This window comes from Streptomyces sp. CMB-StM0423 (genome assembly GCF_002847285.1).
Taxonomy (GTDB): domain Bacteria; phylum Actinomycetota; class Actinomycetes; order Streptomycetales; family Streptomycetaceae; genus Streptomyces.
Map to the genome: position 1 here is coordinate 3,496,264 of NZ_CP025407.1, position 26,496 is coordinate 3,522,759.

General features: G+C 72.1%; 24 protein-coding genes, 2 pseudogenes and 1 riboswitch. Of the genes and pseudogenes, 10 read left to right on the forward strand and 16 right to left on the reverse strand.

Annotated elements, in window-relative coordinates; all coding sequences use genetic code 11:
- Window positions 1-124: 124 nt before the first annotated feature.
- Window positions 125-736: pseudogene (locus CXR04_RS15020) on the forward strand (RNA-guided endonuclease InsQ/TnpB family protein); the annotation flags it as partial.
- On the opposite strand, the gene CXR04_RS15025 reads toward CXR04_RS15020, so the two are convergent.
- Window positions 696-1,658, reverse strand: a complete 963-nt coding sequence (locus tag CXR04_RS15025) for a carbohydrate ABC transporter permease (RefSeq protein ID WP_101422687.1) — start codon at window positions 1,656-1,658, stop codon at window positions 696-698. The pseudogene CXR04_RS15020 and the gene CXR04_RS15025 sit on opposite strands and share 41 nt — an antisense overlap.
- Window positions 1,659-1,793: 135 nt before the next feature.
- Here CXR04_RS15025 and CXR04_RS15030 point away from each other — a divergent pair.
- Window positions 1,794-2,894 (forward strand): annotated as a pseudogene (locus CXR04_RS15030) (RNA-guided endonuclease InsQ/TnpB family protein); the annotation flags it as partial.
- Between the two features lie 159 nt (window positions 2,895-3,053).
- On the opposite strand, the gene CXR04_RS15035 reads toward CXR04_RS15030, so the two are convergent.
- Together CXR04_RS15035 and CXR04_RS15040 are read right to left on the reverse strand one after the other, a co-directional pair.
- Window positions 3,054-4,460 (reverse strand): ABC transporter substrate-binding protein, encoded by a 1,407-nt coding sequence (locus CXR04_RS15035; RefSeq protein ID WP_101422689.1) that lies wholly within the window; start codon window positions 4,458-4,460, stop codon window positions 3,054-3,056.
- 59 nt (window positions 4,461-4,519) lie between these two features.
- Window positions 4,520-5,623, reverse strand: coding sequence for a glycoside hydrolase family 172 protein (locus CXR04_RS15040; protein ID WP_101422691.1), 1,104 nt, complete (start codon window positions 5,621-5,623; stop codon window positions 4,520-4,522).
- Window positions 5,624-6,008: 385 nt separating this feature from the next.
- Between CXR04_RS15040 and CXR04_RS15045 the strand changes: the two genes are divergently transcribed.
- Complete coding sequence (locus CXR04_RS15045; RefSeq protein ID WP_101422693.1) at window positions 6,009-7,031, forward strand: LacI family DNA-binding transcriptional regulator; 1,023 nt, start codon at window positions 6,009-6,011, stop codon at window positions 7,029-7,031.
- 254 nt (window positions 7,032-7,285) lie between these two features.
- Here CXR04_RS15045 and CXR04_RS15050 read toward each other — a convergent pair whose 3' ends face one another.
- On the reverse strand, window positions 7,286-7,984 hold the full coding sequence (locus CXR04_RS15050; RefSeq protein ID WP_234380231.1) for a copper homeostasis protein CutC: 699 nt from the start codon (window positions 7,982-7,984) through the stop codon (window positions 7,286-7,288).
- 27 nt (window positions 7,985-8,011) lie between these two features.
- Between CXR04_RS15050 and CXR04_RS15055 the strand changes: the two genes are divergently transcribed.
- On the forward strand, window positions 8,012-8,707 hold the full coding sequence (locus tag CXR04_RS15055) for an HD domain-containing protein (protein WP_101422697.1): 696 nt from the start codon (window positions 8,012-8,014) through the stop codon (window positions 8,705-8,707).
- A 15-nt stretch (window positions 8,708-8,722) separates the two neighbouring features.
- Here the strand turns inward: CXR04_RS15055 and CXR04_RS35885 are convergent, their stop codons facing one another.
- From CXR04_RS35885 to CXR04_RS15075, 5 genes are all read right to left on the reverse strand, one after another.
- A complete protein-coding gene (locus CXR04_RS35885; RefSeq protein WP_234380232.1) occupies window positions 8,723-8,899 on the reverse strand; it encodes a hypothetical protein in 177 nt (58 codons plus the stop codon).
- Between the two features lie 5 nt (window positions 8,900-8,904).
- On the reverse strand, window positions 8,905-9,852 hold the full coding sequence (locus tag CXR04_RS15060; protein ID WP_234380233.1) for an NACHT N-terminal Helical domain 1-containing protein: 948 nt from the start codon (window positions 9,850-9,852) through the stop codon (window positions 8,905-8,907).
- A 67-nt stretch (window positions 9,853-9,919) separates the two neighbouring features.
- Window positions 9,920-11,161, reverse strand: coding sequence for a Cmx/CmrA family chloramphenicol efflux MFS transporter (locus CXR04_RS15065; protein ID WP_101422699.1), 1,242 nt, complete (start codon window positions 11,159-11,161; stop codon window positions 9,920-9,922).
- A 56-nt stretch (window positions 11,162-11,217) separates the two neighbouring features.
- Window positions 11,218-11,490: a DUF4031 domain-containing protein gene (locus tag CXR04_RS15070; RefSeq protein ID WP_101422701.1), complete on the reverse strand. Its 273-nt coding sequence runs from the start codon at window positions 11,488-11,490 to the stop codon at window positions 11,218-11,220.
- Window positions 11,487-11,864: a hypothetical protein gene (locus CXR04_RS15075; protein WP_101422703.1), complete on the reverse strand. Its 378-nt coding sequence runs from the start codon at window positions 11,862-11,864 to the stop codon at window positions 11,487-11,489. The genes CXR04_RS15070 and CXR04_RS15075 overlap by 4 nt, the downstream gene beginning before the upstream one ends.
- A gap of 139 nt (window positions 11,865-12,003) precedes the next feature.
- On the opposite strand from CXR04_RS15075, the gene CXR04_RS15080 reads away from it, so the two are divergent.
- Both CXR04_RS15080 and murQ read left to right on the forward strand, forming a co-directional pair.
- Window positions 12,004-12,942, forward strand: a complete 939-nt coding sequence (locus CXR04_RS15080) for a MurR/RpiR family transcriptional regulator (protein WP_018839736.1) — start codon at window positions 12,004-12,006, stop codon at window positions 12,940-12,942.
- Window positions 12,943-13,573: 631 nt separating this feature from the next.
- A complete protein-coding gene (gene murQ / locus CXR04_RS15085) occupies window positions 13,574-14,509 on the forward strand; it encodes an N-acetylmuramic acid 6-phosphate etherase (RefSeq protein WP_101422706.1) in 936 nt (311 codons plus the stop codon).
- Between the two features lie 232 nt (window positions 14,510-14,741).
- Here the strand turns inward: murQ and groL are convergent, their stop codons facing one another.
- The 4 genes from groL to thrC all read right to left on the reverse strand — a co-directional run bounded on the left by groL (window position 14,742) and on the right by thrC (window position 18,929).
- The gene (groL, locus tag CXR04_RS15090; RefSeq protein WP_101422708.1) at window positions 14,742-16,364 is read right to left on the reverse strand and encodes a chaperonin GroEL; all 1,623 of its coding nucleotides are present in this window, start codon (window positions 16,362-16,364) and stop codon (window positions 14,742-14,744) included.
- A gap of 385 nt (window positions 16,365-16,749) precedes the next feature.
- Window positions 16,750-16,953 carry a cold-shock protein gene (locus CXR04_RS15095; RefSeq protein ID WP_018839739.1) on the reverse strand — a complete coding sequence of 68 codons (204 nt, stop codon included), beginning with the start codon at window positions 16,951-16,953 and terminating at the stop codon, window positions 16,750-16,752.
- Between the two features lie 396 nt (window positions 16,954-17,349).
- Entirely contained in the window at window positions 17,350-17,628 is a 279-nt protein-coding gene (locus CXR04_RS15100) for a MoaD/ThiS family protein (RefSeq protein WP_047017340.1), read from the reverse strand.
- Window positions 17,625-18,929 (reverse strand): threonine synthase, encoded by a 1,305-nt coding sequence (gene thrC, locus CXR04_RS15105; RefSeq protein WP_199850463.1) that lies wholly within the window; start codon window positions 18,927-18,929, stop codon window positions 17,625-17,627. The genes CXR04_RS15100 and thrC overlap by 4 nt, the downstream gene beginning before the upstream one ends.
- A 17-nt stretch (window positions 18,930-18,946) precedes the next feature.
- A riboswitch (SAM riboswitch) is annotated at window positions 18,947-19,086 on the reverse strand.
- A 181-nt stretch (window positions 19,087-19,267) separates the two neighbouring features.
- Here thrC and CXR04_RS15110 point away from each other — a divergent pair.
- Both CXR04_RS15110 and CXR04_RS15115 read left to right on the forward strand, forming a co-directional pair.
- On the forward strand, window positions 19,268-20,230 hold the full coding sequence (locus CXR04_RS15110; protein ID WP_101422709.1) for a glucosyl-3-phosphoglycerate synthase: 963 nt from the start codon (window positions 19,268-19,270) through the stop codon (window positions 20,228-20,230).
- Window positions 20,231-20,692: 462 nt separating this feature from the next.
- On the forward strand, window positions 20,693-22,120 hold the full coding sequence (locus CXR04_RS15115) for an alpha,alpha-trehalose-phosphate synthase (UDP-forming) (RefSeq protein WP_101422710.1): 1,428 nt from the start codon (window positions 20,693-20,695) through the stop codon (window positions 22,118-22,120).
- A gap of 55 nt (window positions 22,121-22,175) precedes the next feature.
- On the opposite strand, the gene CXR04_RS15120 is transcribed toward CXR04_RS15115, so the two are convergent.
- A complete protein-coding gene (locus CXR04_RS15120) occupies window positions 22,176-22,697 on the reverse strand; it encodes a CGNR zinc finger domain-containing protein (RefSeq protein WP_101422711.1) in 522 nt (173 codons plus the stop codon).
- Between the two features lie 103 nt (window positions 22,698-22,800).
- Here CXR04_RS15120 and CXR04_RS15125 point away from each other — a divergent pair, with 103 nt between their 5' ends.
- Window positions 22,801-23,661 carry an alpha/beta fold hydrolase gene (locus tag CXR04_RS15125; RefSeq protein ID WP_101422712.1) on the forward strand — a complete coding sequence of 287 codons (861 nt, stop codon included), beginning with the start codon at window positions 22,801-22,803 and terminating at the stop codon, window positions 23,659-23,661.
- A 172-nt stretch (window positions 23,662-23,833) separates the two neighbouring features.
- Here CXR04_RS15125 and otsB read toward each other — a convergent pair whose 3' ends face one another.
- Window positions 23,834-24,694 (reverse strand): trehalose-phosphatase, encoded by an 861-nt coding sequence (gene otsB / locus CXR04_RS15130; protein ID WP_101422714.1) that lies wholly within the window; start codon window positions 24,692-24,694, stop codon window positions 23,834-23,836.
- A gap of 37 nt (window positions 24,695-24,731) precedes the next feature.
- Between otsB and CXR04_RS15135 the strand changes: the two genes are divergently transcribed.
- On the forward strand, window positions 24,732-24,977 hold the full coding sequence (locus CXR04_RS15135; RefSeq protein ID WP_101422716.1) for a DUF3263 domain-containing protein: 246 nt from the start codon (window positions 24,732-24,734) through the stop codon (window positions 24,975-24,977).
- Between the two features lie 74 nt (window positions 24,978-25,051).
- On the opposite strand, the gene CXR04_RS15140 is transcribed toward CXR04_RS15135, so the two are convergent.
- Entirely contained in the window at window positions 25,052-26,332 is a 1,281-nt protein-coding gene (locus CXR04_RS15140) for an ABC transporter substrate-binding protein (protein ID WP_101422718.1), read from the reverse strand.
- Between the last annotated feature and the right edge of the window lie 164 nt (window positions 26,333-26,496).

Here is a 26,496-nt window from a genome sequence, read left to right on the forward strand (position 1 = left end):
CCATGAGGGCGAAGGACCGTCCACTCCATGGCGGCGTGAGGCGGCCCATAAAGATCAAGAATCCTCAACTGTCAGTCCCCCCGGATAGGTTCGTGGTCATGACGACGGACACCACGACGCACGCGCGGTACGCCTGGCGAGGTACCAGCGGATGATGGCCCGGCGCCGGCCGGCGAGAGGACAGGCCGCTTCCAAGGGCTACCGCGAGGCGAAGCGGCAGACGGCGAAGCTGCACGCCAAGGTGGTGCGGCAGCGGCAGGACACGGCCCGCAGATGGGCCAAGTCCGTCGTCCGTGACCATGACGTTCTGGCCGTGGAGGACTTCCGCCCCCGCTTCCTGGCGAAGTCGACCATGGCCCGAAGGGCAGCGGACGCGGGCATCCGGGCCACGAAACAGGCCCTGGTGGAGATGGCCCGCAAACACGGGCGCATCGTCCACCTGGTCCACCCCGCGCACACCACCATGGACTGCGCACAGTGCGGAGCGAGAGCCAAGCACGCACTTCCCCTTTCGGAACGCACCTACGCCTGCACCTCGTGCGGAGCCGTATCCCCCAGGGACAAGAACGCGGCGCGCGTGATGCTGGTCCGGGCTGGTCTCAACCCGGCTGGTGCTGATCGTGTAGGACCTTGCGACCCGCCGGGCCGCAGGCAACGTGAGCCAGGAATCCCCCGCCTGCCGGCGAGGGGAGGAGTCAATGCTCATCGTCGAACCTCCCGCCCTTGGTCGCCTTGAAGATCAGCCAGGACAGGGCGACCATCACCACGACGAGGAAGGAGCCCAGGGCCGCGGCGTAGCCGTACTCGCCGAAGACGAACGCCTGTTGGTAGATGTAGAACATCGCCACGGCGGTGCCGTTGGCGGGACCGCCGTCGGTCAGCACGAAGATGAGGTCGAAGGTGCCGGTGATCGCGGCGACCGTGCTGACGATGAGGACGAAGAAGCTGGTGGGCTTCAGCAGCGGCCAGGTGATCTGCCGGAACGAGGTCCAGGGTCCGGCGCCGTCGATCTTCGCGGCCTCGTACAGCTCCCGGGGGATCTCGTTGAGACCCGCCAGGAAAATGATCATGTAGTAGCCCATGAAGTACCAGACGGTGACCGCGATCACCGCGTACAGGGCCAGGCCGGGGTCGCCGAGCCAGGAGCGGGCGCCCACGCCCACCTCGCCGGCGGCCTTGTTCACCACGCCGGTCTGGTCGTCGAGCATGAACTTCCACAGCAGGCCGACGACGACCAGGCTCAGCATGTGGGGCAGGAAGAGCGCGGTGCGGTAGACCGCCATGCCGGGCAGCATCTGCTTCATCAGCACGCCCAGGCTGAGGCTGACGACGAAGAGCGTCGGCACGAGGACGACGACGTACTTCGCGGTGACCCACATCGAGGACCAGAAGTACGGGTCGTTGAACATGCGCTCGTAGTTGCCGACGCCGATCCATTCGTACGAGCCGAAGCCCGAGACCTGGAAGAAGCTCAGCACGAACGACAGCAGCATCGGCAGGACGACGAAGAGCCCCAGGCCGAGGGCGTCGGGCAGCAGGAACAACGCGGCGGCCAGCCGCTCACGCCCCTTGCGCCCCAGCTTGCGCCGACCCGCGGGCGCGGCAGCCCGCTTCACGGCGCCGGGGGCGCGCTCTTGCTGTGTGGCGATGCTCGTCATCTGCGTTCCTTCGTGGGTACTTCCGGCTTCTGTCAGGGGAGGAGACGAGATTCCTGCCGAGCGTGGCGGGGGTATGGCGTTCCGCCGCAGGGCCGGAGAAGCGGCGTTGTCAGTGGGGGTCGGTAGGTTGAGTACATGGCCCGTTACCGTCTGTGCCCTACGTCTGACCAGGTGGAAGTCCTGCGTCGGCACTGTGGGCATGCGCGTTTCGTGTGGAATCCGGCGGTGGAGCAGCACTCGTGGTGGACTCCCCGGCGTGGTCCCGCGCCTGGCTGCGTGGCCCAGGCCCGGCAGTTGACCGAGGCCCGCGCGGTGAACCCGTGGCTGGCCGCAGGGTCGCAGACCGTGCAGCAGCAAGCCTTGCGGGACTTCGCCCAGGCCGTAGCGAACTTCTTCGCCGGCACGCACCGGCGGCCGACCTGGCGCAAGGCCGGGTGCCATGGGGGATTGCGCATCGTCGCGGTGAAGCCGGGCGATGTGCGACGGCAGTCGCGCCGCCGCGGCGAGGTGCGTGTGCCGAAGGTCGGCTGTGTGCGGTTCCGCTGGTCCCGTGCCGTGCCTGCGGGCGTCAAGTCGTGTCGCGTCACATGTGATCGGGCGGTTCGGTGGCATGTGGCCTTCGCCGCCGTCCCTGACGCGGTTCCGGTGCCTGGGAACGGCGCGGTGGTGGGTGTCGATCGCGGCGTGGCCGTCTCCGCGGCCCTGTCCACCGGGGAGTTGCTGCATGCGCCACGGCTGCGGGAGAGCGAGGCACGCCGCCTTTTGTGGTGGCAACGGCGGCTGGCCCGGTGCCAGCGGGGCTCGAACCGGCGCCGGAAAGTGAGATCCGCCATCGCCCGGCTGAAGGCGCGCGATGCGGACCGGCGCCGGGACCGGGACCGGGACCGGGACCGGGTGGAGAAGACCACCACCCGCCTTGCCGCCGGCTTCGATGTGATCGGCATCGAGAACCTTGATGTACGGGCTATGACGGCCCCGGCCAAGGGCACGGTCGCGGCTCCAGGCTCGCGGGTGCGGCAGAAAGCAGGCTTGAACCGCGGCATCCTGCGGTCCGCGCGAGGGGCCTTCGCAGCCCGGCTGGAGGACAAGGTCCGCGGCCGGGTGGTCCGGGTCGACGCGGCGTATACGTCTCAGTCCTGCTCGGCGTGCGGGGTTGTGGACCGGGGGCCGCGCGAGAGCCAAGCCGTCTTCCGGTGCCGCGCCTGCGGGCACACGGACAACGCCGACGTCAACGCCGCACGGAACGTCAAGACGGCCGCCGGGTGCGCGGTTGCTGCACGGGAAGGGCCCTGCATCAGCGGGCCGGTGCACCGTGAACCTCAAGCCGATCTCCTCCTCTCCGCGTGGAGCTGGGGTTTCGGGTTGGAATCCTCCTCGTTCGCGAGGGGGAGGACGTCAAATGAGGCTCGCCCCCTGGTAGCTCTTCATGAAGGCGTCGATGGTCTGGGCCGCCCGGTCGGCCTCGCCGTCCACGCCCTTGCCGGCGAGCATGGTGGCCTGGATGGCGTCGGAGATCGCCTTGTAGACGATCGGCGGGTAGCGGGGCTCGGCCCGGCCGCCGGGGAAGACGTCCTCCTTGAACTTCTTCATCGCCCAGGAGTCGTAGCCGCCGCGCTCCGCGCCGCGCTCCAGGGCGGAGGTGCGCGGGGAGATGTCGGACTTCACGCCCGTACACCACTCGACGGTGCGGTCGATGGACTCGTCCGACATCCGGCCGAGGGCCCAGCCGCAGAACTCGGCGGCGGCGTCGGGGTTGGCGCCCTGGGTGCTGGCGCAGAACGACCAGCCGCCGAGGGTGGTGGTGTACTCGCCACCGGGCGGTACGGGCAGCTTGAAGACCCCGTACTCGTGGTCGGGGGCGCCCGCCTTGAACGCCTGGACCTCCCAGATGCCGATCTGCCACATGCCGGCGAGGTCGGAGGTGAAGGCGGTGATGCGGTCGTCGGCGGCGGGGAGCGTACGGGGCGCGATGCCGGCTTCGACGGCGTCCTGCCAGAGCGCGAGGGCCTGGCGGGCGCCCTTGGAGTCGAAGGCGATGTTGCCCGCCTTGTCGACGACCTCGCCGCCGCCCTGCCACATCCAGCAGTACCAGGTGAAGTTCTGGTAGTAGCCGGGGTCGGTGTGGAAGACGAGGCCGGCGGCGCCGGTCTTGCCGCGGATCTTGTCGCCGGTGTCGAGGAGTTGGTCCCAGGTGGTCGGGATGTCGGCCTCGGAGAGGCCGGCCTTCTCCCAGACGGGGACGTTGTAGAAGATCGCCAGCGGCTCGACCTCCATGGGCAGGGCGTAGACCTTGCCGTCGACGGTGCGGCTGGTGAGGCTCGTGCCGTAGTCCTCGACCACGCCGTCGTCGAGGTGCGGGGTGAGGTCGGCGAGGATGCCGCCGTTGTAGTAGCGGGTGAAGTCGCCGGGGCTGAGCAGGAAGATGTCGGGTCCCGCGCCGGAGGCGAAGGCGGTGACCATCTTCGAACCCTGGTAGCTGACGCCGGGGACGAAGTACGGCTCGATCTTGACGTCGTGGGTGTCGTTCCAGTCCTTGATGAGCCGGTCGAACCACTTCGACTGGGCGACCGCCGCGGGGTCGGACGCCTTCGGGTCGTAGAAGTGCCAGAACTTCAGCGTGCCGCCGCCGGCGCTCGCGGACCCGCCGCAACCGCTGAGCAGCGGGGTCGCGGCGGCCGTCGCGGCGGTGGCGGCCGCGCCCGCGGTGCCGCCGAGGAAGCGGCGGCGGGAGGGGGCGCCGGGGGCGCGGCGGGGCGCGGGGGCGCCCCGGGCGGGTACGGCGCCGTTGCCGTGGTGGAGCATGTCGTGCCCCTGTCTGTCGGGTGGGTGCTGGAGTCGCGAGCGCGGGGGCTCGTACGGGCTCAGTCGGGGGCGTCGACTTCCAGGTCGAGCAGTCCGGGGGTGGCCGGGAGGGCTGCGCTCGACGGCGCGTCGAGGTAGAACAGGGAGGTCGAGGCGATGTCGTCGCGGTTCTTGCGGTAGCGGTGCCTGAGGCCGTTGCCCTGTCCCGCGCCGATACCGAGGCACTGCACGGTCACGCGGAGGTCCTCCTGGAAGCGGACGGGGTCCAGGACGTGCCAGCGGTACATCCCGAACCGCTGCTGGCTGGCGTAGAGGCCGTCCGGCCGGAGGATCTGGTTCAGGCCCAGATAGGGCGTGGTGTACGCGGTGTAGCCGTGGGGCTTGACGTCGAAGTTCCAGGCGCCGCCGAAGTAGTCCTCGGTGCCGGTGCCGCAGATGGTGGGCCAGTCCTCGTCGCCGTCGAGGTAGAACTTCAGCTCGCCCTCGCCCCACCAGCCGGGGCTGTTGGTGCCCCAGGCGAGGTACGTGCCGACGTACTGGCCGGCGCCGGTGACGCCGTCGAGGAGGGTGTGGATGCCGGACTCGTCGACGGGGTTGCTGCGGCGCCACTGGGCGTGGAGGTAGGAGGCGTCGGCGGGGACGCCGGCCAGCTCGTAGTCGATCTGGTAGTAGAGCGTCATCTGCTCGGGGGCGAGGTTCTCCAGCGTGACGCGGGCGCGGCGGCGGAAGGGCATGGGCCAGTACGCGTTGAAGCCGCCGTTGGGGGCGACGGTGACGGGCACCGAGGAGACCTGGCTGAAGACGCTCCAGCCGTTGCAGAAGAAGTCGCCGAGGGGCACTTCGACAGCGGGGGTCTCCTCGTCGTCCCAGTAGACGCGCAGCAGGGTCTGCCGCCAGGCGGCGTGCGGGGCGGTGGTGCACCAGAGGTGGCGTATGGTGCCCGGCCCGTCGATCTCGGCGAGCACGGCGGTCTCGCCGGGGGCGATGTCGATGCTCGGGGAGACCTTCCACCCCTGGCCGAGCCGACTCGCGGCCCGGGCGCCGGTGCCCTCGGTGGCGGCGCCGCCGGCGCCCTTGGCGCCGGTGGGGTTCTCGGCGCTGATCGAGCGGGTGACGGCGGGGGTCGTACGGGCGAGGTCATCCAGGCCGAACGTGGTGCTCATGGACGCTCCGTTGTGAAATCGTTTTCGTACGGGGGTGGCGAAGGGTCATCCCAAGTGCGCGCGCAGCAACTGAGCGGGCCCCGGTGACGTGAGGCGACCCCACCGGAAATCCCTTGAAATCCATTTCACGCGAACGTAGAGTTCACGCAAGACGGTGTCAAGAGGTCCGTACGAGACCGCGGAAAACACCGTCCGCGCCGACCCGTCCACGTACCCGACCGGATGCCGGGGCCGCGCCGCGGGCCGCATCGCGGGACCGCCGGATGCGCGCATCCGATGCCCCGACGCGGCCCGGCCGGGCCCCGGACTGGCGGAGAATGGGCGGCAGGGCACCGGACGCGCGGCCGACTCCCGCGCCTGCGTGAGAGGTTCAGGTAGCGGAGAAGTGACGACCATCAACGATGTGGCGCGCGCCGCGGGGGTCTCGCCGGCCACTGTCTCCCGGGTCTTCAACGGAGGCCGGGTCACCGCCGAACGCGCGGAGCGCGTCCGCAAGACCGCGGCGGAGCTGGGCTTCTCGCCGAACCGCGTGGCGCGGTCGCTGCGGATGCAGCGGGCGAGCGTCATCGGGCTGATCATCCCGGACATCGAGAACCCCTTCTTCACGTCGCTCGCACGCGGCGTGGAGGACGCGGCGCAGCAGACGAACCTGTCGGTGGTGCTGTGCAACACCGACGAGGACGTGGACAAGGAGCGGCGCTATCTGGAGATCGCGGCGGCCGAGCAGATGGCGGGCGTGATCGTGGCCGCGGCGTCGCGGAACCGGACGGACCTGTCCGTGCTGGAGGGCCGCGGGATGCCGGTGGTCGCGGTGGACCGGCGGCCGCGGGGCGCGTCCGTGGACGCGGTGATGGTCGACAACCAGCACGGCGGCGAGGAGGCCACCGCGCACCTGCTGCGCAGCGGCTATCGCCGGATCGCGTGCATCGCGGGCCCGGAGGGCGCGTCCACGTCCGACGACCGGCTGGCGGGCTACCGCGCGGTGATGCGCGACCACCTGCGGGAGACGGACGGGGGCACGCTGCTGCCGGAGTACGTGCGCCACGCCGACTTCCGGGTCGAGGGCGGCCGGGCGGCGATGCGGGACCTGCTGGCGCTGCCGTCGCCGCCGGACGCGGTGTTCGTGGCGAACAACCTGATGACGGTGGGCGCGCTGCAGGCACTCAGGGAGGCGGGCACGGAGCCGCCGCGGACGGGGGTACTGTCGTTCGGCGACGTCCCGTGGGCGTCACTGGTCCGCCCGCCGCTGTCGACGGTGCAGTTGCCGTCGTACGACCTGGGGTGGACGGCGGCGGGGCTGCTGCAGGAGCGGATCGCGGGGACGGAGCGGCCGCTGCAGACGGTGGTGCTGCGGACGGCGCTACAGGTGAGGGAATCGACGTCGGGACCGGGGGCGGAGGGGGCGTAGGCCGCGGCGGCGGGGCATTGCCTGCGGCGGCGGGGGACGCAGAACCCTCTCCCCGCAACCCCCGCCCTAGGGTAGGCCGCCCCTGTGACAAGCAGCCCGCCACCGGAGCACGCCCTGCGGCGTACGTACAGGCGCACCGCCCACAGCGCCCGGCTCGCCCCGCAACTGTCCCCCCGCCCTCGGCCCCGGCCCCGCCACGCAGGCCGCCTCCGCCACCGGCCCGCGCCCTCGGACCCGCCGCCCCCGCGGAGCGCCTACGTGTCCAGCAGCGTCCGCCACTCCGCCACCGACTGCGGCGACACCGGGCCCGACCAGCCCTCCGGACGGACCGCGCCGCCGACGTGGAACGCGTCCAGGCCCGCCGCGCGGAGGCGGGGGACGTGGGATGTGGTGAGGCCGCCGCCGGCCATGATGCGGGCCTCGTAGCCGGGCTGGCAGGCGGTCGCCCGGGCGGCCTCGGCGACCAGCACCGCCAGGCCGTCCGCGACGCCCTTCGCCGAGCCCGCCGTCAGGTACGTGTCCAGCCCCGGCAGCCCCGCGAGCTGCTTGCGCAGCGTGTCCCGGTCCGCCGCCCGGTCGATCGCCCGGTGGAACGTCCACCGGCACCCGTCCCCCACCGCCTCCAGCAGCCGCCCGACCGTCGCCAGATCCGGCCCGCCCGCCTCGTCCAGGAACCCGAGGACGAACTCCTCCGCCCCCTCCGCCCGCAGCGCCCGCGCCCGTACCGCCAGCGCCTCCACGTCCCCCGCCGCGAACCCGTCCTCGGCGCGGAGCATGACGCGTACGGGGATCTCCACCGCGGCCCGCACGGCGGCGACGGTCTCGCGCGACGGGGTGAGCCCGTCGGCGGCCATGTCCGTGACCAACTCCAGACGGTCGGCGCCGCCCGCCTCGGCGGCGGCGGCGTCGGCGGCGTTCAGGGCGATGACCTCAAGCAGCATTGGTCTAGACATGAAGCACAGCCTGCCATATCACGCAGAATGGTGACCATGCCCGCCCCCAGAGATAACCAGCCCGCAACATCGGCGCCCGAGCCCGCAGACCCGGCCCTCCTCGACCGCTGGACGGCCCTGCTCACCCGCTGCCGCTCCGGCGCCGCAGCCCCCGACCCCGTACCGTACGGGATGAACCTGCTGGAACGGTGGGGTGAGCCCCAGCGGCGCTACCACACCGCGGCGCATCTGGCGGCGGTCCTGGACCGCATCGACGAGCTGGCCGCCCACGCCGACGACCCCGACGCCGTACGCCTGGCGGCCTGGTTCCACGACGCGGTCTACCGGCCGGAGCGCAGCGAGAACGAGGAGCGCAGTGCGCGACTCGCGCAAGTCGCCCTGTCCGAGGCGGGAGTTGAGGCCGAGCGCGTGGCGGAGGTGGCGCGGCTCGTACGGCTCACGGTGACCCACGACCCGCAGGCCGGGGACCGCAACGGCGAGGTGCTGTGCGACGCGGACCTCGCCGTGCTGGCGGGCACGCCGACGGCGTACGCGGCGTATGCGGCGGCGGTCCGGGAGGAGTACGGCTTCGTCCCGGCCGACGCGTTCCGGGAGGGCCGGGCGGCGGTGCTACGCCAACTGCTGGGGTTGCCCCGGCTGTTCCGTACGGAGACGGGGTACGCCCGCTGGGAGGCGGCGGCACGGCACAACGTCGGGACGGAGCTGGAGCTGCTGGGCGGGTAGGGGGCGCGGAGAGCGTCAGACGACCTGAACGTGCAATCCCGGGATGTCCAGGGCGGTGACGGGGGTGCCGTCCGGGGTACGGCATCGGTGGACGAAGTCGACGCGGTCCTCCGCGGGCGACCGGAGGATGCCGGAACGCTGCCGGAGCTGACCCAGCACCTGGGCGCCGTCCAGCACATCCAGGTGCCGCATCCCGTTCAGCTTCGCGGTGACCTATCCGGCGGCCCGGTCCGCGTCGATCTCGCTTCTGTTGTTGTCCGACAGCCGCCACGCCAGGTCCCGCAGGATGACGAGCTTGTCCCCGAGGCTGAACTTGCTGTCCGCCGCACTCGGTACCTGCCGATCGGCATCCCGGTCGTGGACAAGGGTGTGCAGCGCGTTGCGGTACAGCTCCATCCTGTCGCGCGGCAGATGACGTCCTCTGTTGAGGTGCATCGCGCAGAGCATGGCCGGACGCGCTGCGGGGCCGCCTGGTCGGACGTGCCGCGGAACAGCTCCACCTCGTCGAGCTCCCGGCTGACCAGCTCCAGGTACGTGCGCCGGAAGCCGGTGTCCAGGTCCGAGCCGTCCGGTGCGAACAGCGAGCGGTCCGGCAGGCGTTCCAGGATCCGCGCGACCTCGGCGCCCAGCGTGGACGTACGTGCCAGCAGTTCGGCGGCGGCGCGCTCCTCGAAGACGGGGAGGCTGCGCACGATGCGTACGTAGTAGGCGATGCACTCGGCGAACAGCGTCTCGTACAGCCGCGTCTCCGTCTCGCCGAGGCCGGTGGGCGGGCGCACGGAGGCGGTGATGCGGCGGACCAGCTCGGCGGGCTGGGCGTCGGCGGCGAGAAGGGCGTCGTCGGAAAGATCCGCGCGGGCGAAGGTGTCGGCGACGGCGTCGATGACGGCCTGGCGGCCGCCGGGGTCCAGGCGGTCGAAGGCGTGGGTCAGGTACGGGTCGAGGCGGTCGTACACCGCGTTGGTGATCTGCTCGAACTGCTGGGTGACCTCGCGCTGGAGGCGTACGCCCGGCACCCGTACGCGTACCAGCTCCTCCATCGGCAACTGCCGCTCCTGCTCGCGCTGCCTGCCGCCGAGCCACAGCTTCCCCGCGGCGTTCGCGACCATCGTCCCGAGCCGTAACGCCGCCGTCTCCGCGATCATGTGCACCCCTCCCCCGGTCCCTCTACAGAGAGAACCACACGGGAGTGACAGCCGCGGCGCGTCCCGGCTACCCGGTCGCCTTCACCGCGCCTTCCGCCGCCAGATCACCGCACGCCACCAGCTTCGTACGCCGCGCCGCCGAGCGCCCGGCCACCACCGTCATCGCCACCGCGCCCACCGCCAGTACGGCGCCGGTCCAGGCGGTGGCGGCGTACCCGAGGCCGGCGCTGATGACGAGGCCGCCGAGCCACGGGCCGACGGTGTTGCCGATGTTGAACGAGGAGGTAGCCGTCGCGCCGGCGAGGCCCTGCGCGTCTCCGGCGACGTCGAAGATGCGGGCGTTGAGAGCGGGCGCGGTGGTGAAGGCCGTGGCGCCGAGGAGGATCGACAGGGTCACGATCGCGACCGGGTACTCGGCCAGAAGCGCGCACGCCACCAGCACCGCGGCGGTCGCGGACAGTCCGACGTACATGGTGCCGAAGCGGTACCTGTCCGCCATCCGCCCGCCGACGAGCGTGCCGAGGAACGCCCCGGCGCCGAAGAGCGCGAGCACGGTCGGCACCCAGCCGTCGCCGAGGCCGGCGACGTCGGTGAGGAGGGGAGCGAGGTAGGAGAAGAAGGAGAACGTTGCGCCTGCGAAGAGCGCGATCGTGGCCATGGCGAGCCACACCTGGCCGTCGCGGTAGATGCGCAACTCCTGGCGGAGGCTCCGCGGCTCGGCATCGTCTGGCCGGCCGCCTGGTACGAGCGCCACCACGCCGACGAGGGCGACGGCGGTCATCAGTGTCACCGCCCAGAACGCGGACCGCCAGCCGAAGTGCTGCCCGAGCAGCGCCCCACCGGGCACGCCTGCGACGTTCGCGATGCTGAGCCCGCCGACCATGATCGCCATCGCCCGCGCACGGGCGCCGGTGGGAACGGTTGCGATGGCGACGGCGGCACCGACGGCCCAGAACCCGGCACAGGCGAGGGCACTGACGATGCGGGTGGCGAAGAGGACACCGTAGGAGGTGGAGACGGCCCCCACGATGTGTCCGGCCCCGAAGACGATGAGCAGCCCGACGAGGGTGGTACGGCGGGGAAGACGGAGGGTGGCGGCGGCGAGGGTGGGGGCTCCTACGACCATGCCGACGGCGAAGGCGGAGATGAGGAGCCCGGCACGGGGTATGGAGACGTCGAGGTCGTCGGCTATCTCGGGGAGCAGCCCGGAGAGCATGAACTCCGACGTCCCGAGGGCGAAGACGGCGACGCCGAGGACATACACGGCGACGGGGAGGCGGGCTCCGGCCTGGGGAGCGGTCGGGGACATGAAGGGTGAAACGCCGGGGCGACCGGGGAACATTCCTGCGATCGCGGGGGATGCCCTCACCCCGTCCCCGTTCTCCTCCCCCGCCTCCGCAAGCCCCCCTCCACCAGTCTCCGCAGCAGTTCCTTCGAGCCCACCTCCACCGCCCCCCGGCTCACCGCGTCCACATACCGCGTCGACGGGATGTCGTAGTGGTCCCCGTCGAACGCCTTCCGCGGTACGCCCATCGACTCCGCGAACGCGTGCAGTTCCTCGTACGACTCGTCGCTCACCAGGTGCGACCACATCCGCCCGTGACCCGGCCACGTCGGCGGGTCCACGTAGATCGTCATCCGGCGCCGCCTCCCCCCAGGCTGCCCACCCGGGCCACCTCCGCGCCGGTCCTGCCGCACACCCACCGCGGGTCCGGGCCCAACTCCGGCTCGATGTCCAGCGCGTGCGGGCCCGCGGAGTCGACGTCCTCGCAGACGGGGCACAGGGGCCATCTGCCGTACTTCTCCAGCAGCGCGTCCTGGACGTCCTGGGCCACGAGGCCGTCGAGGTACGCCACACCCTCGGGCCACTGCTCCACCCACCAGCGGCGGTGGACCACCGCGTCCTCGACGAAGGTGACCACGTCCGGTCCGGCCACGTCGGCGGCGCTGAGGTCGGCGAGGATCAGCGCCCGGGCGCGGTGTAGCGCCTGCTCCAGCCCTTGGTGCTCCATACATCCATTCTCCCGCAACCGGCACCCGCGCGGCCGGTCCGCCGCCGGTCCGCGGCCCGGACCGCGGCCCGGCCGGGGTTTTCCACAGGGCCGACGCGGGGGGTTGACTCGCCCTCCGTCGCGAAAATATCTTTCGTGTGTGAGCTACAGCGTGAAGGAAACTTTCACTCCTGATACCCCGACCGGACCCGCACCGCCCGCGCCCGCCGCCCTCGCGGCCAAGGTGCGCACGGTCGCGCCGTCCATGACGCGCTCCATGCAGCGCGTCGCCGAGGCCGTCGCCGGGGACCCGGCCGGCTGCGCCGCGCTCACCGTCACCGGCCTCGCGGAGCGCACCGGCACGTCGGAGGCCACCGTCGTGCGGACGGCGCGGCTGCTCGGCTATCCCGGGTATCGCGATCTCCGGCTGGCCCTCGCCGCCGCCGCCGCGCAGCAGGAAGCCGGGCGGGCGCCGTCGGTCACCGCGGACATAGCGGTGGACGATTCGATGGCCGACGTCATCGCCAAGCTCGCGCGGGACGAGCAGCAGGCCCTCGCGGACACCGCGGCCGGGCTCGACCCCGTGCAGTTGGAAGCGGCGATCGCCGCCATGGCCACGGCCCGGCGCATCGATGTGTACGGCATCGGTGCCTCCAACCTCGTGGGCCAGGACCTGGTCCAGAAACTGCTGCGGATCGGCGTCGTCGCGCACGCCTCGCCCGACCCGCATCTGGCCGTGACCAACGCCGTCCAACTGCGCGCGGGCGACGTGGCCATCGCGATCACGCACTCGGGCCGCACGGTCGACGTCATAGAGCCGCTGCGGGTCGCGTTCGACCACGGGGCGACGACGGTGGCGATCACCGGCCGCCCGGACGGCCCCGTCGCGTCGTACGCCGATCACATACTCACCACGTCCACGGGTCGCGAGAGCGAGCTGCGGCCGGCGGCCATGTCCAGCCGGACGGGCCAACTGCTGGTCGTGGACTGCCTGTTCATAGGCGTGGCCCAGCGGACGTACGAGCGGGCCGCTCCGGCGCTCGCCGCCTCGTACGAGGCGCTGGCCCACCGGCACAGCCCGCTCCGCCCGCGGTCCTGACGCCGCCCGGCGACACCCGACGACGGCCGATGCACCGGCGACCCGCCCTCCGTGCAGGCGCGGACCCCGCCCACGGCACCGGCCGCCCCGGAGGTCGCGGACGAGTCGGATCTGTCGGATACGTCGGGTGTACGGGCCCCGCCCCGCACGCCGGAAGCGTCCACCGCGCCATCCGCACCACGCACCGCCCACGCGCCACGCACGCCCCACACCGAATACCGCTCCCGCGCCAAGCACCGCTCGTGCAGCACGTGCCGTATGCGCCGTACGTACAGCACGCACCCCTCACACCACGGCTACCGCTCATGCGCCTCATACCGCTCACGCACCACTCGCGGGCCTCACCCGCCCGCGGTCACGTTCCACCCCGCACCACCCCGGGCGCCGGGCTCCGCACCGGCCTGCCCCAGGACGTCCCCGCGGGCGTCCGGGGGCCGGTGCCCGACCGCACCGCCGTACGACGCCGGCACCGGCGCCGCCCGGTGGCCTGGCGTGCTCCGCGCGCCGGACGCCCGTGGCGGCAGTCCGACCGCCGGCGACCGCACCACGCAAGCCGCCGTGACCGACCCACCTCCGCGTGCGCGCACCGCCCACCGCGCGCCACGCACCGTATGGAAAGAGCCGCTCCGACATGCCCTCTCCCTCAGCAGACATCCGCCGGGAGCTGGAAAACCTGACCACCGAGGCGTTCCGTCCCGAGCTGGCAGAGATCGACCGTCTCTCCAGCCTGGAGATCGCCGGAATCATGAACGAGGAGGACAGCGGGGTCCCGGGCGCTGTCGCCACGCAACTGCCCCAGATCGCCGCCGCCATCGACGACATCGCCGAGCGCATGGCCCGCGGCGGCCGGCTGTTCTACCTGGGCGCCGGCACCGCGGGCCGGCTCGGGGTGCTGGACGCCAGCGAGTGCCCGCCGACCTTCAACACCGACCCGTCGCAGGTCGTCGGCATGATCGCCGGCGGGGACGTGGCGCTGCGCACTTCCACGGAGGGCGCGGAGGACAGCGAGGAGCTGGCCGCGGCCGACCTGGCGGCGGCGGACCTGGGGCCCGACGACGCGGTCGTCGGCATCTCCGCCTCCGGCCGCACGCCGTACGCCGTCGGCGGCGTGACGTACGCGCGCGGCCGGGGGGCGCTGACCATCGGGCTGTCCTGCAACGCCGGTTCGCCGCTCGGCGCGGCCGCGCAGCACGGCATCGAGGTCGTCGTGGGCCCCGAGCTGATCGCGGGGTCGACGCGGCTGAAGGCGGGCACGGCGCAGAAGCTCGTGCTCAACATGCTGTCGACGATCACGATGATCCGTCTCGGCAAGACGTACGGGAACCTGATGGTCGACGTGCGGGCCTCCAACGAGAAGCTGCGGGCCCGTTCGCGGCGCATCGTCGCGCTGGCGACGGGCGCGGGCGACGAGGAGGTGGAGGCCGCCCTCGCCGAGACCCACGGCGAGGTGAAGAACGCGATCCTCGCCATCCTCGGCGGCGTGGACGGCAGCACGGCGGAGCGATTGCTCGACGCCTCACACGGTCACCTGCGCGTCGCCCTGAAGTCCGCGACCGACGTGAGCTGAACCCGGCGGTGCCGGCAGGGGGTCGTTGACCGGAGGGCACCCCCAGCCGGCGCCGCCTGGGGGTGCCAGGCCGCCCCTTCCCCGACGCCGCAGACGCGGCCGCCGCCGCTGCTCCCGCTGCGTGCCAACGCGCCCGAGGGCGGCACCCCCTGCGGGGTACCGCCCTCGGTTCGTCAGTCCGTCCGCCGGCCGGCCGCAGCCGCGGCGGACGTACGGACTTCGCGATCCCGGATCAGAAGTCCATGTCGCCGCCGGGCATACCGCCCCCGGCCGCGGCCTTCTCCTTCTCCGGCTTGTCGGCGACGACGGCCTCGGTGGTGAGGAACAGACCCGCGATCGACGCCGCGTTCTGCAGCGCGGAGCGGGTCACCTTGGCCGGGTCGAGGATGCCCTCGGCGATCATGTCGACGTACTCGCCGCTGGCGGCGTTGAGCCCGTGACCGGCGGTCAGGTTGCGCACCTTCTCCACCACGACGCCGCCCTCAAGGCCGGCGTTGACCGCGATCTGCTTCAGCGGGGCCTCCAGGGCCAGCTTCACGGCGGACGCGCCGGTGGCCTCGTCGCCCTGGAGCTCCAGCTTCTCGAAGACGTGGCCGGCCTGCAGCAGGGCGACGCCGCCGCCGGCGACGATGCCCTCCTCGACGGCCGCCTTCGCGTTGCGCACGGCGTCCTCGATGCGGTGCTTGCGCTCCTTCAGCTCGACCTCGGTCGCGGCGCCGGCCTTGATGACGGCCACGCCGCCGGCCAGCTTGGCGAGCCGCTCCTGCAGCTTCTCGCGGTCGTAGTCGGAGTCGCTGGCGTCGATCTCGGCCCGGATCTGGTTGACCCGGCCCTGGACCTGCTCGCTGTCGCCGGAGCCGTCGACGATGGTGGTCTCGTCCTTGGTGATGACGACCTTGCGGGCGCGGCCCAGCAGGTCGAGCGTGGCGCTCTCCAGCTTGAGGCCGACCTCCTCGGAGATGACCTGGCCGCCGGTGAGGATGGCGATGTCGCCGAGCATGGCCTTGCGGCGGTCGCCGAAGCCCGGGGCCTTGACGGCGACGGACTTGAAGGTGCCGCGGATCTTGTTCACCACGAGGGTGGACAGGGCCTCGCCCTCGACGTCCTCGGCGATGATCAGCAGCGGCTTGCCGGACTGCATGACCTTCTCCAGGAGCGGCAGCAGGTCCTTGACCGCGCTGATCTTGGAGTTGGCGATGAGGATGTACGGGTCCTCGAGCTCCGCCTCCATGCGCTCCATGTCGGTGGCGAAGTAGGCGGAGATGTAGCCCTTGTCGAAGCGCATGCCCTCGGTGAGCTCCAGCTCAAGCCCGAAGGTCTGCGACTCCTCGACGGTGATGACGCCTTCCTTGCCGACCTTGTCCATGGCCTCGGCGATCAGCTCGCCGATCTGGGTGTCGCCGGCGGAGATGGAGGCGGTGGAGGCGATCTGCTCCTTGGTCTCCACGTCCTTGGCCTGCTCCAGCAGGGCGGCGGAGACGGCCTCGGTGGCCTTCTCGATGCCGCGCTTCAGCGCCATCGGGTTGGCGCCGGCGGCCACGTTGCGCAGGCCCTCCTTGACCAGGGCCTGGGCCAGGACGGTCGCGGTCGTCGTGCCGTCACCGGCGACGTCGTCCGTCTTCTTCGCGACCTCCTTGACCAGCTCGGCGCCGATCTTCTCGTACGGGTCCTCGAGCTCGATCTCCTTGGCGATGGAGACACCGTCGTTCGTGATCGTGGGGGCGCCCCACTTCTTCTCGAGGACGACGTTCCGGCCCTTGGGGCCGAGGGTGACGCGGACGGCGTCGGCGAGCTGGTTCATGCCGCGCTCGAGGCCGCGCCGCGCCTCCTCGTCGAACGCGATGGTCTTGGCCATTGTGTTGAGTCCTCCCGGACAGGGGGGTCGTCTGTGTCCGGACCGCGCTGGCGCCCGCGACGGACGGTCCGCGACCCGCGTGGTTCCCTCCCACCCGGCGTACGGACCTCACCGAACCGGTCCCGTGCTGTCACTCTCACGGGGAGAGTGCTAACGCCAATGATTAGCACTCGCCCCCTGCGAGTGCAAGCGGGTAGGGGCTTCTCATGCGCAGAGCGGAACCGGACCGCGGCACCGCACAACAGGCGGCGGAAGGAGGCATGGACAGAGAGGCGCGGGCAGGGGGCGCGGACAGAGGGGTACGGACACGGGGCGCGGACAGCAGAGGGCCCGCACCCCGGAGGATGCGGGCCGTCGCGAGTCGTCCGTGGTCGATGCCCGGCGCTCAGCCGCTGACGCGGACCATGTCTGCCTGCGGCCCCTTCTGGCCCTGCGAGATCTCGAACTCGACCCGCTGGCCTTCCTCGAGGGTGCGGTATCCGTCCATCTGAATCGCGCTGTAGTGGACGAAGACATCCGCACCACCGTCGACCGCGATGAAGCCGTACCCCTTCTCCGCGTTGAACCACTTGACGGTGCCCTGAGCCATTCCAAACTCCCCTATTGCCGGCCCTTACACAGGACCGCACTCCGCGGACCCGGGTCAGACCTCACCCCCGGATACACGCCGGGGCGTGCGCCGGAACGCGTCGACCGCGGCTGAATGTATCCGCACAGATGCCCAGTGCAACAGGTCAATCGGACGAGAATTCTGCGGACACCCGATCGGTATTTTTCCGATCAATTTCCGCCATTCCCCGACAACTCGGGCAGGGCATAACTCACCATCACGACAATTAACTCTCCGCATTTGCGGGGAACTTGTCGCGTTCTCATATGCGTGGAACATGGGCCACGAGGGGGGAACGTCCCAACCCTATCGCGTGTCCGGACATGCGAACGGCCCCACTCCGGATCGGTGGGGCCGCACACACGCAAGAGGGGTTCAGCAGCCTCCGGCGACCGCCGGAATGATCGAGATCCCGGCCCCCTCCGGAGTGGGAGTCTGCAGGCCATCGGCGAAGCGGACGTCGTCATCGTTCACGTAGACGTTCACGAAGCGGCGCAGCTTGCCTTGATCGTCCAGCACCCGGCCGGCGATGCCCCGGTGGTTCTTCTCCAGGTCTTCGATCACCTCGGCCAGCGTCGCGCCCTCGGCGCTCACCTCTGCCCGCCCGTCGGTATACGTACGGAGGATGGTCGGAATTCGGACGTTCACGCTCATGATGCGAGGCCGGCCTCTCGGAAGGAGTCGAGTGTGGGACGAATGATCGCGCTCGGCCCCGTGGTGGGAGCGACCGCGTCGAGGGTCTTCAGACCGTCGCCGGTGTTGATCGCGACGGTGGTCTCTGCCGGGTCGATCCGGCCGTCCGCGACGAGCTTCGCCAGCACGCCGAAGGTCACGCCGCCCGCGGTCTCCGCGAACACGCCCTCGGTACGGGCCAGCAGCTTCACCGCGTCCACGACCTCGGCGTCCGTCACGTCCTCCACCGCGCCGCCGGTGCGGCGGGCGATGTCCAGCACGTACGGACCGTCGGCCGGGTTGCCGATGGCGAGGGACTTGGCGATCGTGTCGGGCCGCACGGGACGTACCACGTCGTGACCGTCCTTGTAGGCCCGCGAGACCGGGGAGCAGCCCGTCGCCTGGGCGCCGAAGATCTTGTACGGGCGCTCCTCGACCAGCCCCGTCGCGATCAGCTCCTTCAGCCCCTTGTCGATCTTCGTGAGCTGGGAGCCGGAGGCGACGGGGATGACGATGTTGTCCGGGAGCCGCCAGCCGAGCTGCTCGCAGATCTCGTACGCGAGGGTCTTGGAGCCCTCCGCGTAGTACGGGCGCAGATTGACGTTCGTGAACCCCCAGCCCTCGCCGATCGGATCGCCGATCAGCTCCGAGCAGAAGCGGTTCACGTCGTCGTACGTGCCCTCGATGCCGACGACGTCACCGCCGTAGACCGCGGCCATGACGACCTTCGCGTGCTCCAGGTCGTACGGGATGAACACGCACGAACGCAGCCCCGCCCGCGCCGCGGCCGCGCCGACCGCGCCCGCCAGATTGCCCGTGGACGAACACGACAGCGTGGTGAAGCCGAAGGCGCGCGCCGCCTCGACGGCGATGGCGACGACGCGGTCCTTGAAGGAGTGCGTCGGGTTGCCCGAGTCGTCCTTGACGTGCAGCGCGCCCGTCACGCCCAGCTCGGCGGCGAGCCGGTCGGCGCGGTGCAGCCGGGTGAACCCCGGGTTCAGGTTCGGCTTGTCCGCCACGTCCGCGGGGACCGGCAGCAGCGGCGCGTACCGCCAGATGCTCCGCGGCCCCGCCTCGATACGGGCCCGCAGCCGGGCGGCGGACTCGGCGTCACCGGGGGGGAGTTCGTACGCCGCCTCCAGCGGCCCGAAACACGACTGGCACGCGAACACCGGACCCAGCGGCACCCGCTCCCCGCACTCCCGGCACGACAGCGCGACGGCGGGGCCCAGATCCGGGGCGCCGTCGACGGCGGTGGGGGTGGGAGCTGTGTCTACAGCCATACTGGCGAGGCCCTCTCTCCTCATCTTCCCCGCGACGCATCTCGCCGCAGGACGGAATTGGCACCATCACCGTCCGGGGCCTCGCAGCGTCGCGAGTACCGGACGGAGGGTTGCCGGGGCTTCAACGGGCCGTTCCCTCTGCCCCTCTGGATGAGCTCTGCATGGCGCAGGTCCGGCGGGGCCGTCCGGCGCTTTTGTCCGGCGCGCGGACCCCGACATAGGGACGTCACGCACGTTGTTCAAGACTGTAACCGACGACCAGGACAGTTGTGAGGGCCGTCCGATACGCGAGACGGCTCTCACACCGGACAGGACACCCGGCAAGGGGAGGCCCGCAGGTGCTCGATGACGTGGAGCAGTGGCTGAAGACGCGGTCCTGGTCCGCGGCGGACCGGCCGCCCGCGCGGCTGCTGGCGGCCAAGCGGGCGCTCGGGGCACGCGGGACGGTGAGCGTGGTGCTGCCCGCGCTCGACGAGGAGGCCACGGTCGGGGCGATCGTCGCGGCGATCCGCGCGGAGCTGATGGCTCCCGGCGACGGCGGGCTGGTGGACGAGCTGGTCGTGATGGACTCCGGCTCCACGGACCGTACGGCGGAGGTCGCCGCGGCGGCCGGCGCGCGGGTCGTGCACCGCGACGAGGTGCTGCCGCGGCTGCCTGCGGTGCCGGGCAAGGGCGAGGTGCTGTGGCGGTCGCTGCTGGTGACGCGCGGCGAGATCGTGTGCTTCGTGGACGCGGACCTGCGGGACTTCGACACGGCGTTCGTGAGCGGGATCGTGGGGCCGCTGCTCACGGATCCTGACGTGGAATTCGTGAAGGCGGTGTACGACAGGCCGCTGGGCACGGGGGCGAACGGACAGGGCGGGCGGGTGACCGAGCTGGTGGCCCGGCCGCTGCTGAACCTGCACTGGCCGCTGCTGGCCGGCTTCGTCCAGCCGCTGGGCGGGGAGTACGCGGCGCGGCGGTCGCTGCTGGAGCGGCTGCCGTTCCCGGTCGGGTACGGGGTGGAGCTGGGCCTGCTCGTCGACGCGCTGCACACGGTGGGGCTGGGCGCGCTGGCGCAGGTCGACGTCGGCGTCCGGCGGCACCGGCACCAGGACGACCGCGCGCTGGGGCGCATGGCGGCGGCGATCTACCGCACGGCGCAGTTGCGGCTGGCGCGGGGGCACCTGGTGCGGCCGCGGCTGACGCAGTTCGACCGGGGGGCGGACGGGGCGTTCGAGCCGCGGACGTACGGGGTGGACACGGAGGAGCGGCCGCCGATGGGGGAGGTCCCCGAGTATGTGGAACGCCGAGCGGCGTAGCCCTGGCCGGGCGGTGGCGGGGTGGGGTGATCCCCGTACCCGCCCCTTCCCGAAACTCGGGGCTGCGCCCCGAGACCCCGCCGGAGGCTCCGCCCCCGAACCCCCACGGGGCTCCGCCCCGGACCCCAGCGGGGCTCTGCCCCCGGACCCCAGCGGGCTGCGCCCCGGACCGGACGGAGCTCTGCCTCCAGACCCCCCGGCGGGGCTGCGCCCCGGACGGTCACGGGGCTTCTCCCGAGACCCGGCCGGGCTCCGTCCGAGCCTCCTTGGGGCCGCATCCCCCGAGACCTCCGCGAGCCCCTCTCTCCCCCCGGCCGACTGCATTCCCCAGCCCCGGGCCCCTGCCCGGGGCCCTCGATCGTCCTCAGCCCCCTCGCCTCACCGGCCCACGTGCCCCCACCGGTATCGGCCACACCGCCCCGGTTGCGTTTCGGCGGGGTCTGCCGTGGCTAGGCTCGGCGCATGGTCGTGTCGCCCGGTGCTCCCCTGCTCGTCGCGTCCAACCGCGGGCCCGTCTCGTACGCCGTCGGCGACGACGGGGAACTCGTCGCCAAGCGCGGCGGCGGCGGGCTCGTCTCCGGGCTCAGTGCCGTGGGGCCCGAGGCCGGGGCGCTGTGGGTGTGTGCCGCGCTGGGTGACGGGGACCGGGAGGCCGTGCGGCGGGGGGTGGCCGAGCCTGGGGTGCGGATGCTCGGCATCGACCCGGACGTCTTCCACGACGCGTACAACGGCGTCGCGAACTCCGTCCTGTGGTTCGTCCACCACATGCTCTACGACATCCCCGTCGCCCCCGTCTTCGACGCCGGGTTCCGCCGCCAATGGGCCGCGTACGAGACGTACAACCGCGCCTTCGCCGACGCCCTCGCCGACGGTGCCGCCGAGGGCGCGGCGGTGCTCGTACAGGACTACCACCTGTGCCTCGTCCCCGGCATGCTCCGCGAGCGCCGCCCCGACCTGCGCATCTCGCACTTCACCCACACCCCCTGGGCACCGCCCGAGTACTTCCGGCTCCTCCCCGACGACATCGCCGCCGCCCTCCTCCGCGGGCTGCTCGGCGCCGACCGCGTCGGCTTCCACACCCGCCGGTGGGCCGAGGCGTTCGCCGGCTGCTGCCGCGACGTGCTGGGCGGCGAAGCGGATGTCACGTGGGCCGGGGAGGAGGCGCGGGGGGAGCGGACGACCTGGGTCGACGTGCACGCCCTCGGCGCCGACGCCGAATTCCTGCGCGAGCGGTCGCGGCGGCCGGACGTCGCCGAGCGGATGGCGGCCCTGCGCGAGCAGATCGGCGGCGCGGACCGCGAGGTCGTCGCGCGGGTGGACCGGACTGAATTGTCGAAGAACATCGTCCGCGGACTGCTCGCGTACCGGCGGCTGCTGGAAGCGCGGCCGGAGTGGCGCGGGCGGGTGGTGAAGCTGGCGTTCGCGTATCCGTCGCGGCAGGACCTGGCCGTGTACCGGGACTACACCGCCGAGGTGCGCCGCCTCGCCGCCGAGATCAACGAGGCGTACGGGACGGACGGCTGGCAGCCCGTCGTGCTGCACGTCGAGGACGACTTCGCCCGCTCGCTCGCCGCGTACCGGCTGGCGGACGTGGCGCTCGTCAATCCGCTGCGGGACGGGATGAACCTGGTCGCGAAGGAGATCCCGGTGGTCTCGGACGACGGCTGCGCGCTGGTGCTGTCCCGGGAGGCGGGCGCGTACGCGGACCTCGCCGAGGACGCGCTCGTGGTGCACCCGTACGACGTGGAGGCCACCGCGGACGCGCTGCACGCGGCGCTGACGATGCCGCGCGACGAGCGCGCCCGGCGGACGAAGCGGCTGGCGGCGGCGGCCACGGCGCTGCCGCCGCAGGCGTGGTTCCTCGCGCAGTTGGACGCGCTGCGGGCGTAGCCGACGGTACGGGCCGCGCCACCCTCAGCGGCCCGCGGTACGGGCGGCGGCGCCCTCAGCGGCGGTGGCGCTCCTGGAAGCGGGCCGCCTTGGCGCGGTTGCCGCACCCCTCCATCGAGCACCAGCGGCGGCGGCCGTTCTTGCTGATGTCGTAGAACCACAGCACGCACTCGGGGTTCGCACAGCCGCGGACCCGCTCCGGGTGCTCCTCGTACAGCCGGACCAGATCGGCCGCGGCGACCCAGGCCGGCAGCCACGCGGGGTCGTCCACGACGATCTCCGAGGTGGCCCGGCCGGCGCGGAGCAGGGGGCGGCGGGCGCCGTGGGCCAGTATCTCGTCGAGCGGCTGCTCGTCGCCGTCGAGGGCGGCGCGCAGGGCGGCGCGGGCGGTGGTCAGCGGCTCGCGCACGGCGGCGGGGCCGGGGGCGTCGGCCGCGGGATCGGACAGGCCGTGTTCACCCAGCCAGCGGCTGACGCCGTCGGGCTCGTAGAAGAAGTCGACGGGGCTTCCCTCGTCGATCCACCAGGTGTTCACCAGGTCCAGGGCCAGCGGTTCGCCGGTCAGCGGTCGTGCCATACGAGCAGTGTAACCGTTGAAGTCGAGTTGACAGGTTGACGGGAGCGGGTTAGGTTTTTCCCGTCGTAACCGTTCAAGTCCATTTTGATGGTTGGAGTTCGCCGTGACCGTACGCCACCGCACCGCCCGCATCGACGGCCTCGACGTTTTCTACCGGGAGGCAGGCGACCCGGGCGCGCCGACGCTCGTGCTGCTGCACGGCTTCCCGACCTCGTCCGTCGGCTTCGCGCCGCTGATGGCCGAGCTGGCCGACGAGTTCCGCCTGATCGCCCCCGACTACCCCGGCTTCGGGCTCAGCTCCGCGCCGCCGGCCGAGGAGTGGGCGTACACCTTCGACCATCTCGCCGACGTCGTCGACAAGCTGCTCGACCAGCTAGGCGGCCGGCGCTACGCGATCTACGTCCACGACTACGGCGCCCCGGTCGGCTTCCGCCTCGCCCTGCGCCACCCCGAGCGCATCACCGGCATCGTCAGCCAGAACGGCAATGCCTACGACGAGGGGTTCACCCCCTTCTGGACCCCCCTCCGCGCCTACTGGGCCGACCCCACGCCGGCCAACCGCGAGGCGCTCCGCTCACTCCTCACCCCGGACGCCACGCACTGGCAGTACAGCCACGGCGTCCCGGACACCTCGCTGGTCGACCCGGCGCTGGAGGTGCACGACCAGGCCCTGCTGGACCGGCCGGGCAACCAGGAGATCCAGCTCGACCTCTTCCTCGACTACGGCACGAACCCCGGCCGGTACGCGGACTGGCAGGAGTATCTGCGTGTGCACCAGCCGCCGGTCCTCGCGGCCTGGGGGCGGCACGACGAGATCTTCGGGGCCGACGGTGCGCGTGCCTTCGCCCGGGACGCGAAGGACGCGCAGGTGCAGTTGCTGGACGCCGGTCACTTCCCGCTGACGACACGGTTCGCGCAGAGCGCCGGGCTGATACGGGACTTCCTGCGCCGGCTCTCGGACTGAGGGGACGGCGTGCCCGCCGCGTCGTCGCGGGGGCGGGGGGCACGCGGCAGGCGGCCTGGCGGCGGCCGGCTGCGCGGCGCTGCGGAGCCCGAGGTGCCCCGGGGCTACGGAGTCCGCGGGGCCCGGGGCTCCGAGACGGAAGGCGCGGGGCTCCGAGTCTGACGGCCGGGGGCTACTCGCCGAGGGCCGTTGCCAGGGTCGTCAGGAGGTCCACCACGCCCTGGGGTCCGTCGACCGTCAGGTCGGCGCGGTCCGCCAGCGCGTCCGCGCCTTCGCCCGTCGTCGCCGCGCTGCACACCAGCAGGCCGGCGACGCCCTCCGGGCGCAGCGCGTCCACGGCGTCGTAGGCCGCGAGGTCGCCGAGGTCGTCGCCGGCGTAGAGGACGGTGCGGGCGCCGGTCTCGCGGGTCAGGGCGGTGAGGGCGCGGCCCTTGTCCATGCCGGGGGGGCGGAGTTCGAGGACGAAGCGGCCGGGCTCGACCACGAGGCCGTGGGCCGCCGCCAGGTCGTCCAGCGGCTTGCGCAGCGCGTCGGCGGCCTCGGCGGGGTGGTCGGCGCGGCGGGTGTGGACGGCGACGGCGCGGCCCTTGTCCTCGACCCACGTCCCCCGCCAGGCGCCCGCCGCCTCCAGCACGCCCGGCAGCTCGGCCTGCACCGCCGCGACGCCGGGGTGCGGGTCCGGGGCGCGCAGGGTGCCGGTGGCGGCGTCCCACTGCTCGTCGCCGTAGTGGCCGAGGACGCGCAGGTGCGCCAGCCCGTCGACGCCTGCGAAGCCGCCGTACCGTACGGCCACGGCGGCGGGCCGGCCGGTGATCACGGCGACGGTCCCGACGCGCGGCGCGACCCGGGCCAGCGCGGGTACGGCGCCGGGGTGGGCCCGCGCGGAGTCGGGGTCGGGGACGATCGGCGCGAGGGTGCCGTCGAAGTCGAAGGCGACGAGGGCCTGTTCCGGGTCGGCGAGGAGCGCCGCGAGGCCGGCGCGGCCCGCCTCGGTACGCGGAACGGGGAGCTGTGATGCGGAGGTGCTGCCCATGTCCAGGACCCTACCGGCCCGCGGTAACGTGCAGGGCATGTCTGAGAGTGACCCGACGCTGACCGAGCGGGACTTGGCGGTCCTCGCGCTGGAGAAGCGCGCGTGGCCGGGTCCGGGCGCGAAGGAACGGGCGATCCGGGAGCGCCTGGGGCTCTCCCCCACGCGGTACTACCAGGTGCTCAACGCGCTCCTGGACGACCCGCGCGCGCAGGAGTACGACCCGGTGACGGTCAATCGGCTGCGCCGCGTCCGGCAGGCCCGCCGCGACGCCCGGGAGGGCTGACGCCCCGTCCGCGCCGCCTGGCCCGGGAGGGCTGCAGGGGTCTGTACGGGCGGCAAGGGGCGCCAAGGGGCGGATCACTCCTCCGTCGTGGAGGCCGACTCCGCGATGCTCTGCAGGTTCGTCAGCACCCGCTCCGGCGGCTCGCCGCCCGCCTCGGCCGCCTTGCCTATCTGCTTCTTCAGCTCCGCGTTCACCCGCGCCCACGACGTCTTGTTGTCCGGGTAGAAGACCGCGCTCTGGAGCTGGTCCAGGAACGGCTGCAGATCCTTGCGGCCCTGGCTGAGCTTGTCCACCCCGGAGACCGTCGTCGGCAGCAGGTCGTAGCGCTGGGCGAACTTCAGCACGTTGGTGTCGTCGAAGAGGACGTCGAGGAACTTGCCGATCTGGGAGCGGTGGCCGTTGGCCTTGAACGCCATGATCCAGTCGGCGACGCCCATCGTCGACTCCGAGGGCCCGTCGCGTCCGGGCAGCTTCAGGGCGATGCCGAAGTCGACCTTCTCCCGGCGCAGGTTCTGCATCAGCGTCGGGTGGCCGAAGATCATGCCGACGTCGCCCTTGACGAAGTCGGCGAAGGCCGTGCGTCTGTTGGTCTCGGAGGGCGCGGCGTAGGTGAGGCCGGCGCCGACGAGGTTGTCGCGTATCCAGTTGAAGGTGTGGATGTTCTGCTCGGAGTCGATCGTGTAGCTGCCGACGTCGTCCATGTATGCGCCGCCGCCGCTGATCATCCACATCAGCGTCTCGCCCTGGGCCTCCTCGGGGCCGAGCGGGAGCGCGTACGGGACCTTCACCCCGGTGTCCTTGAGCGCCTGCGCGACGTCCAGGAGTTCGTCCCAGTCCTTGGGCGCGTCCTCGGGGTCGGTGCTCAGGCCCGCGTCCTCGAAGAGGGACTTGTTGTAGAACAACAGCCGCGAGCTGGAGACGAAGGGCATGCCGTACTGGACGCGGTTGACCTCGCCGGCGGCGGCGAGGCTGGGCACGAAGTTGGCCTGGGTGGGGATGGAGAGCAGTTCGTCGGTGCTGTAGAGCATGTCGCGGGAGCTGTACTCGGCGTACGGGCCCATCTGCGCGACGTCCGGCGGGTTGCCGTCCTTCACCATCTTGTCGACCTTGGCGTCGATGTCCTCCCACGGGATGATCTCGATGTCGACCGAGATCCCCGGGGTGTCGTTGGAGAACTTCGCCGCCAACTGCTCCCAGTAGCGCCGGGCGGTGTCGGACTCGTCGGTGCCGTACTCGGCGGCCACCAGCTTCAGCGTGACGTCGCCGCCGCCGCTGCCGTCCCCGCACGCGCTCAGCGGCAGGGCCGCCGCTCCCGCGGCACCGGCCGCCGCCTTCAGAAATCCACGCCGCTGCACAGCTTTAGCCCACCTTCAGAATTATCTGAGGGGGCTGAGTCTGTCCGGAGCGCCCCTCCCAGGTCTACACCAGCCGGATATCACTTCCGTAACCACCTCCCGATTTCTGCCATTGCCGCGGGGGGTACCGGGCTGATAGGGAGACGGCGAGCTGAACCGCACAC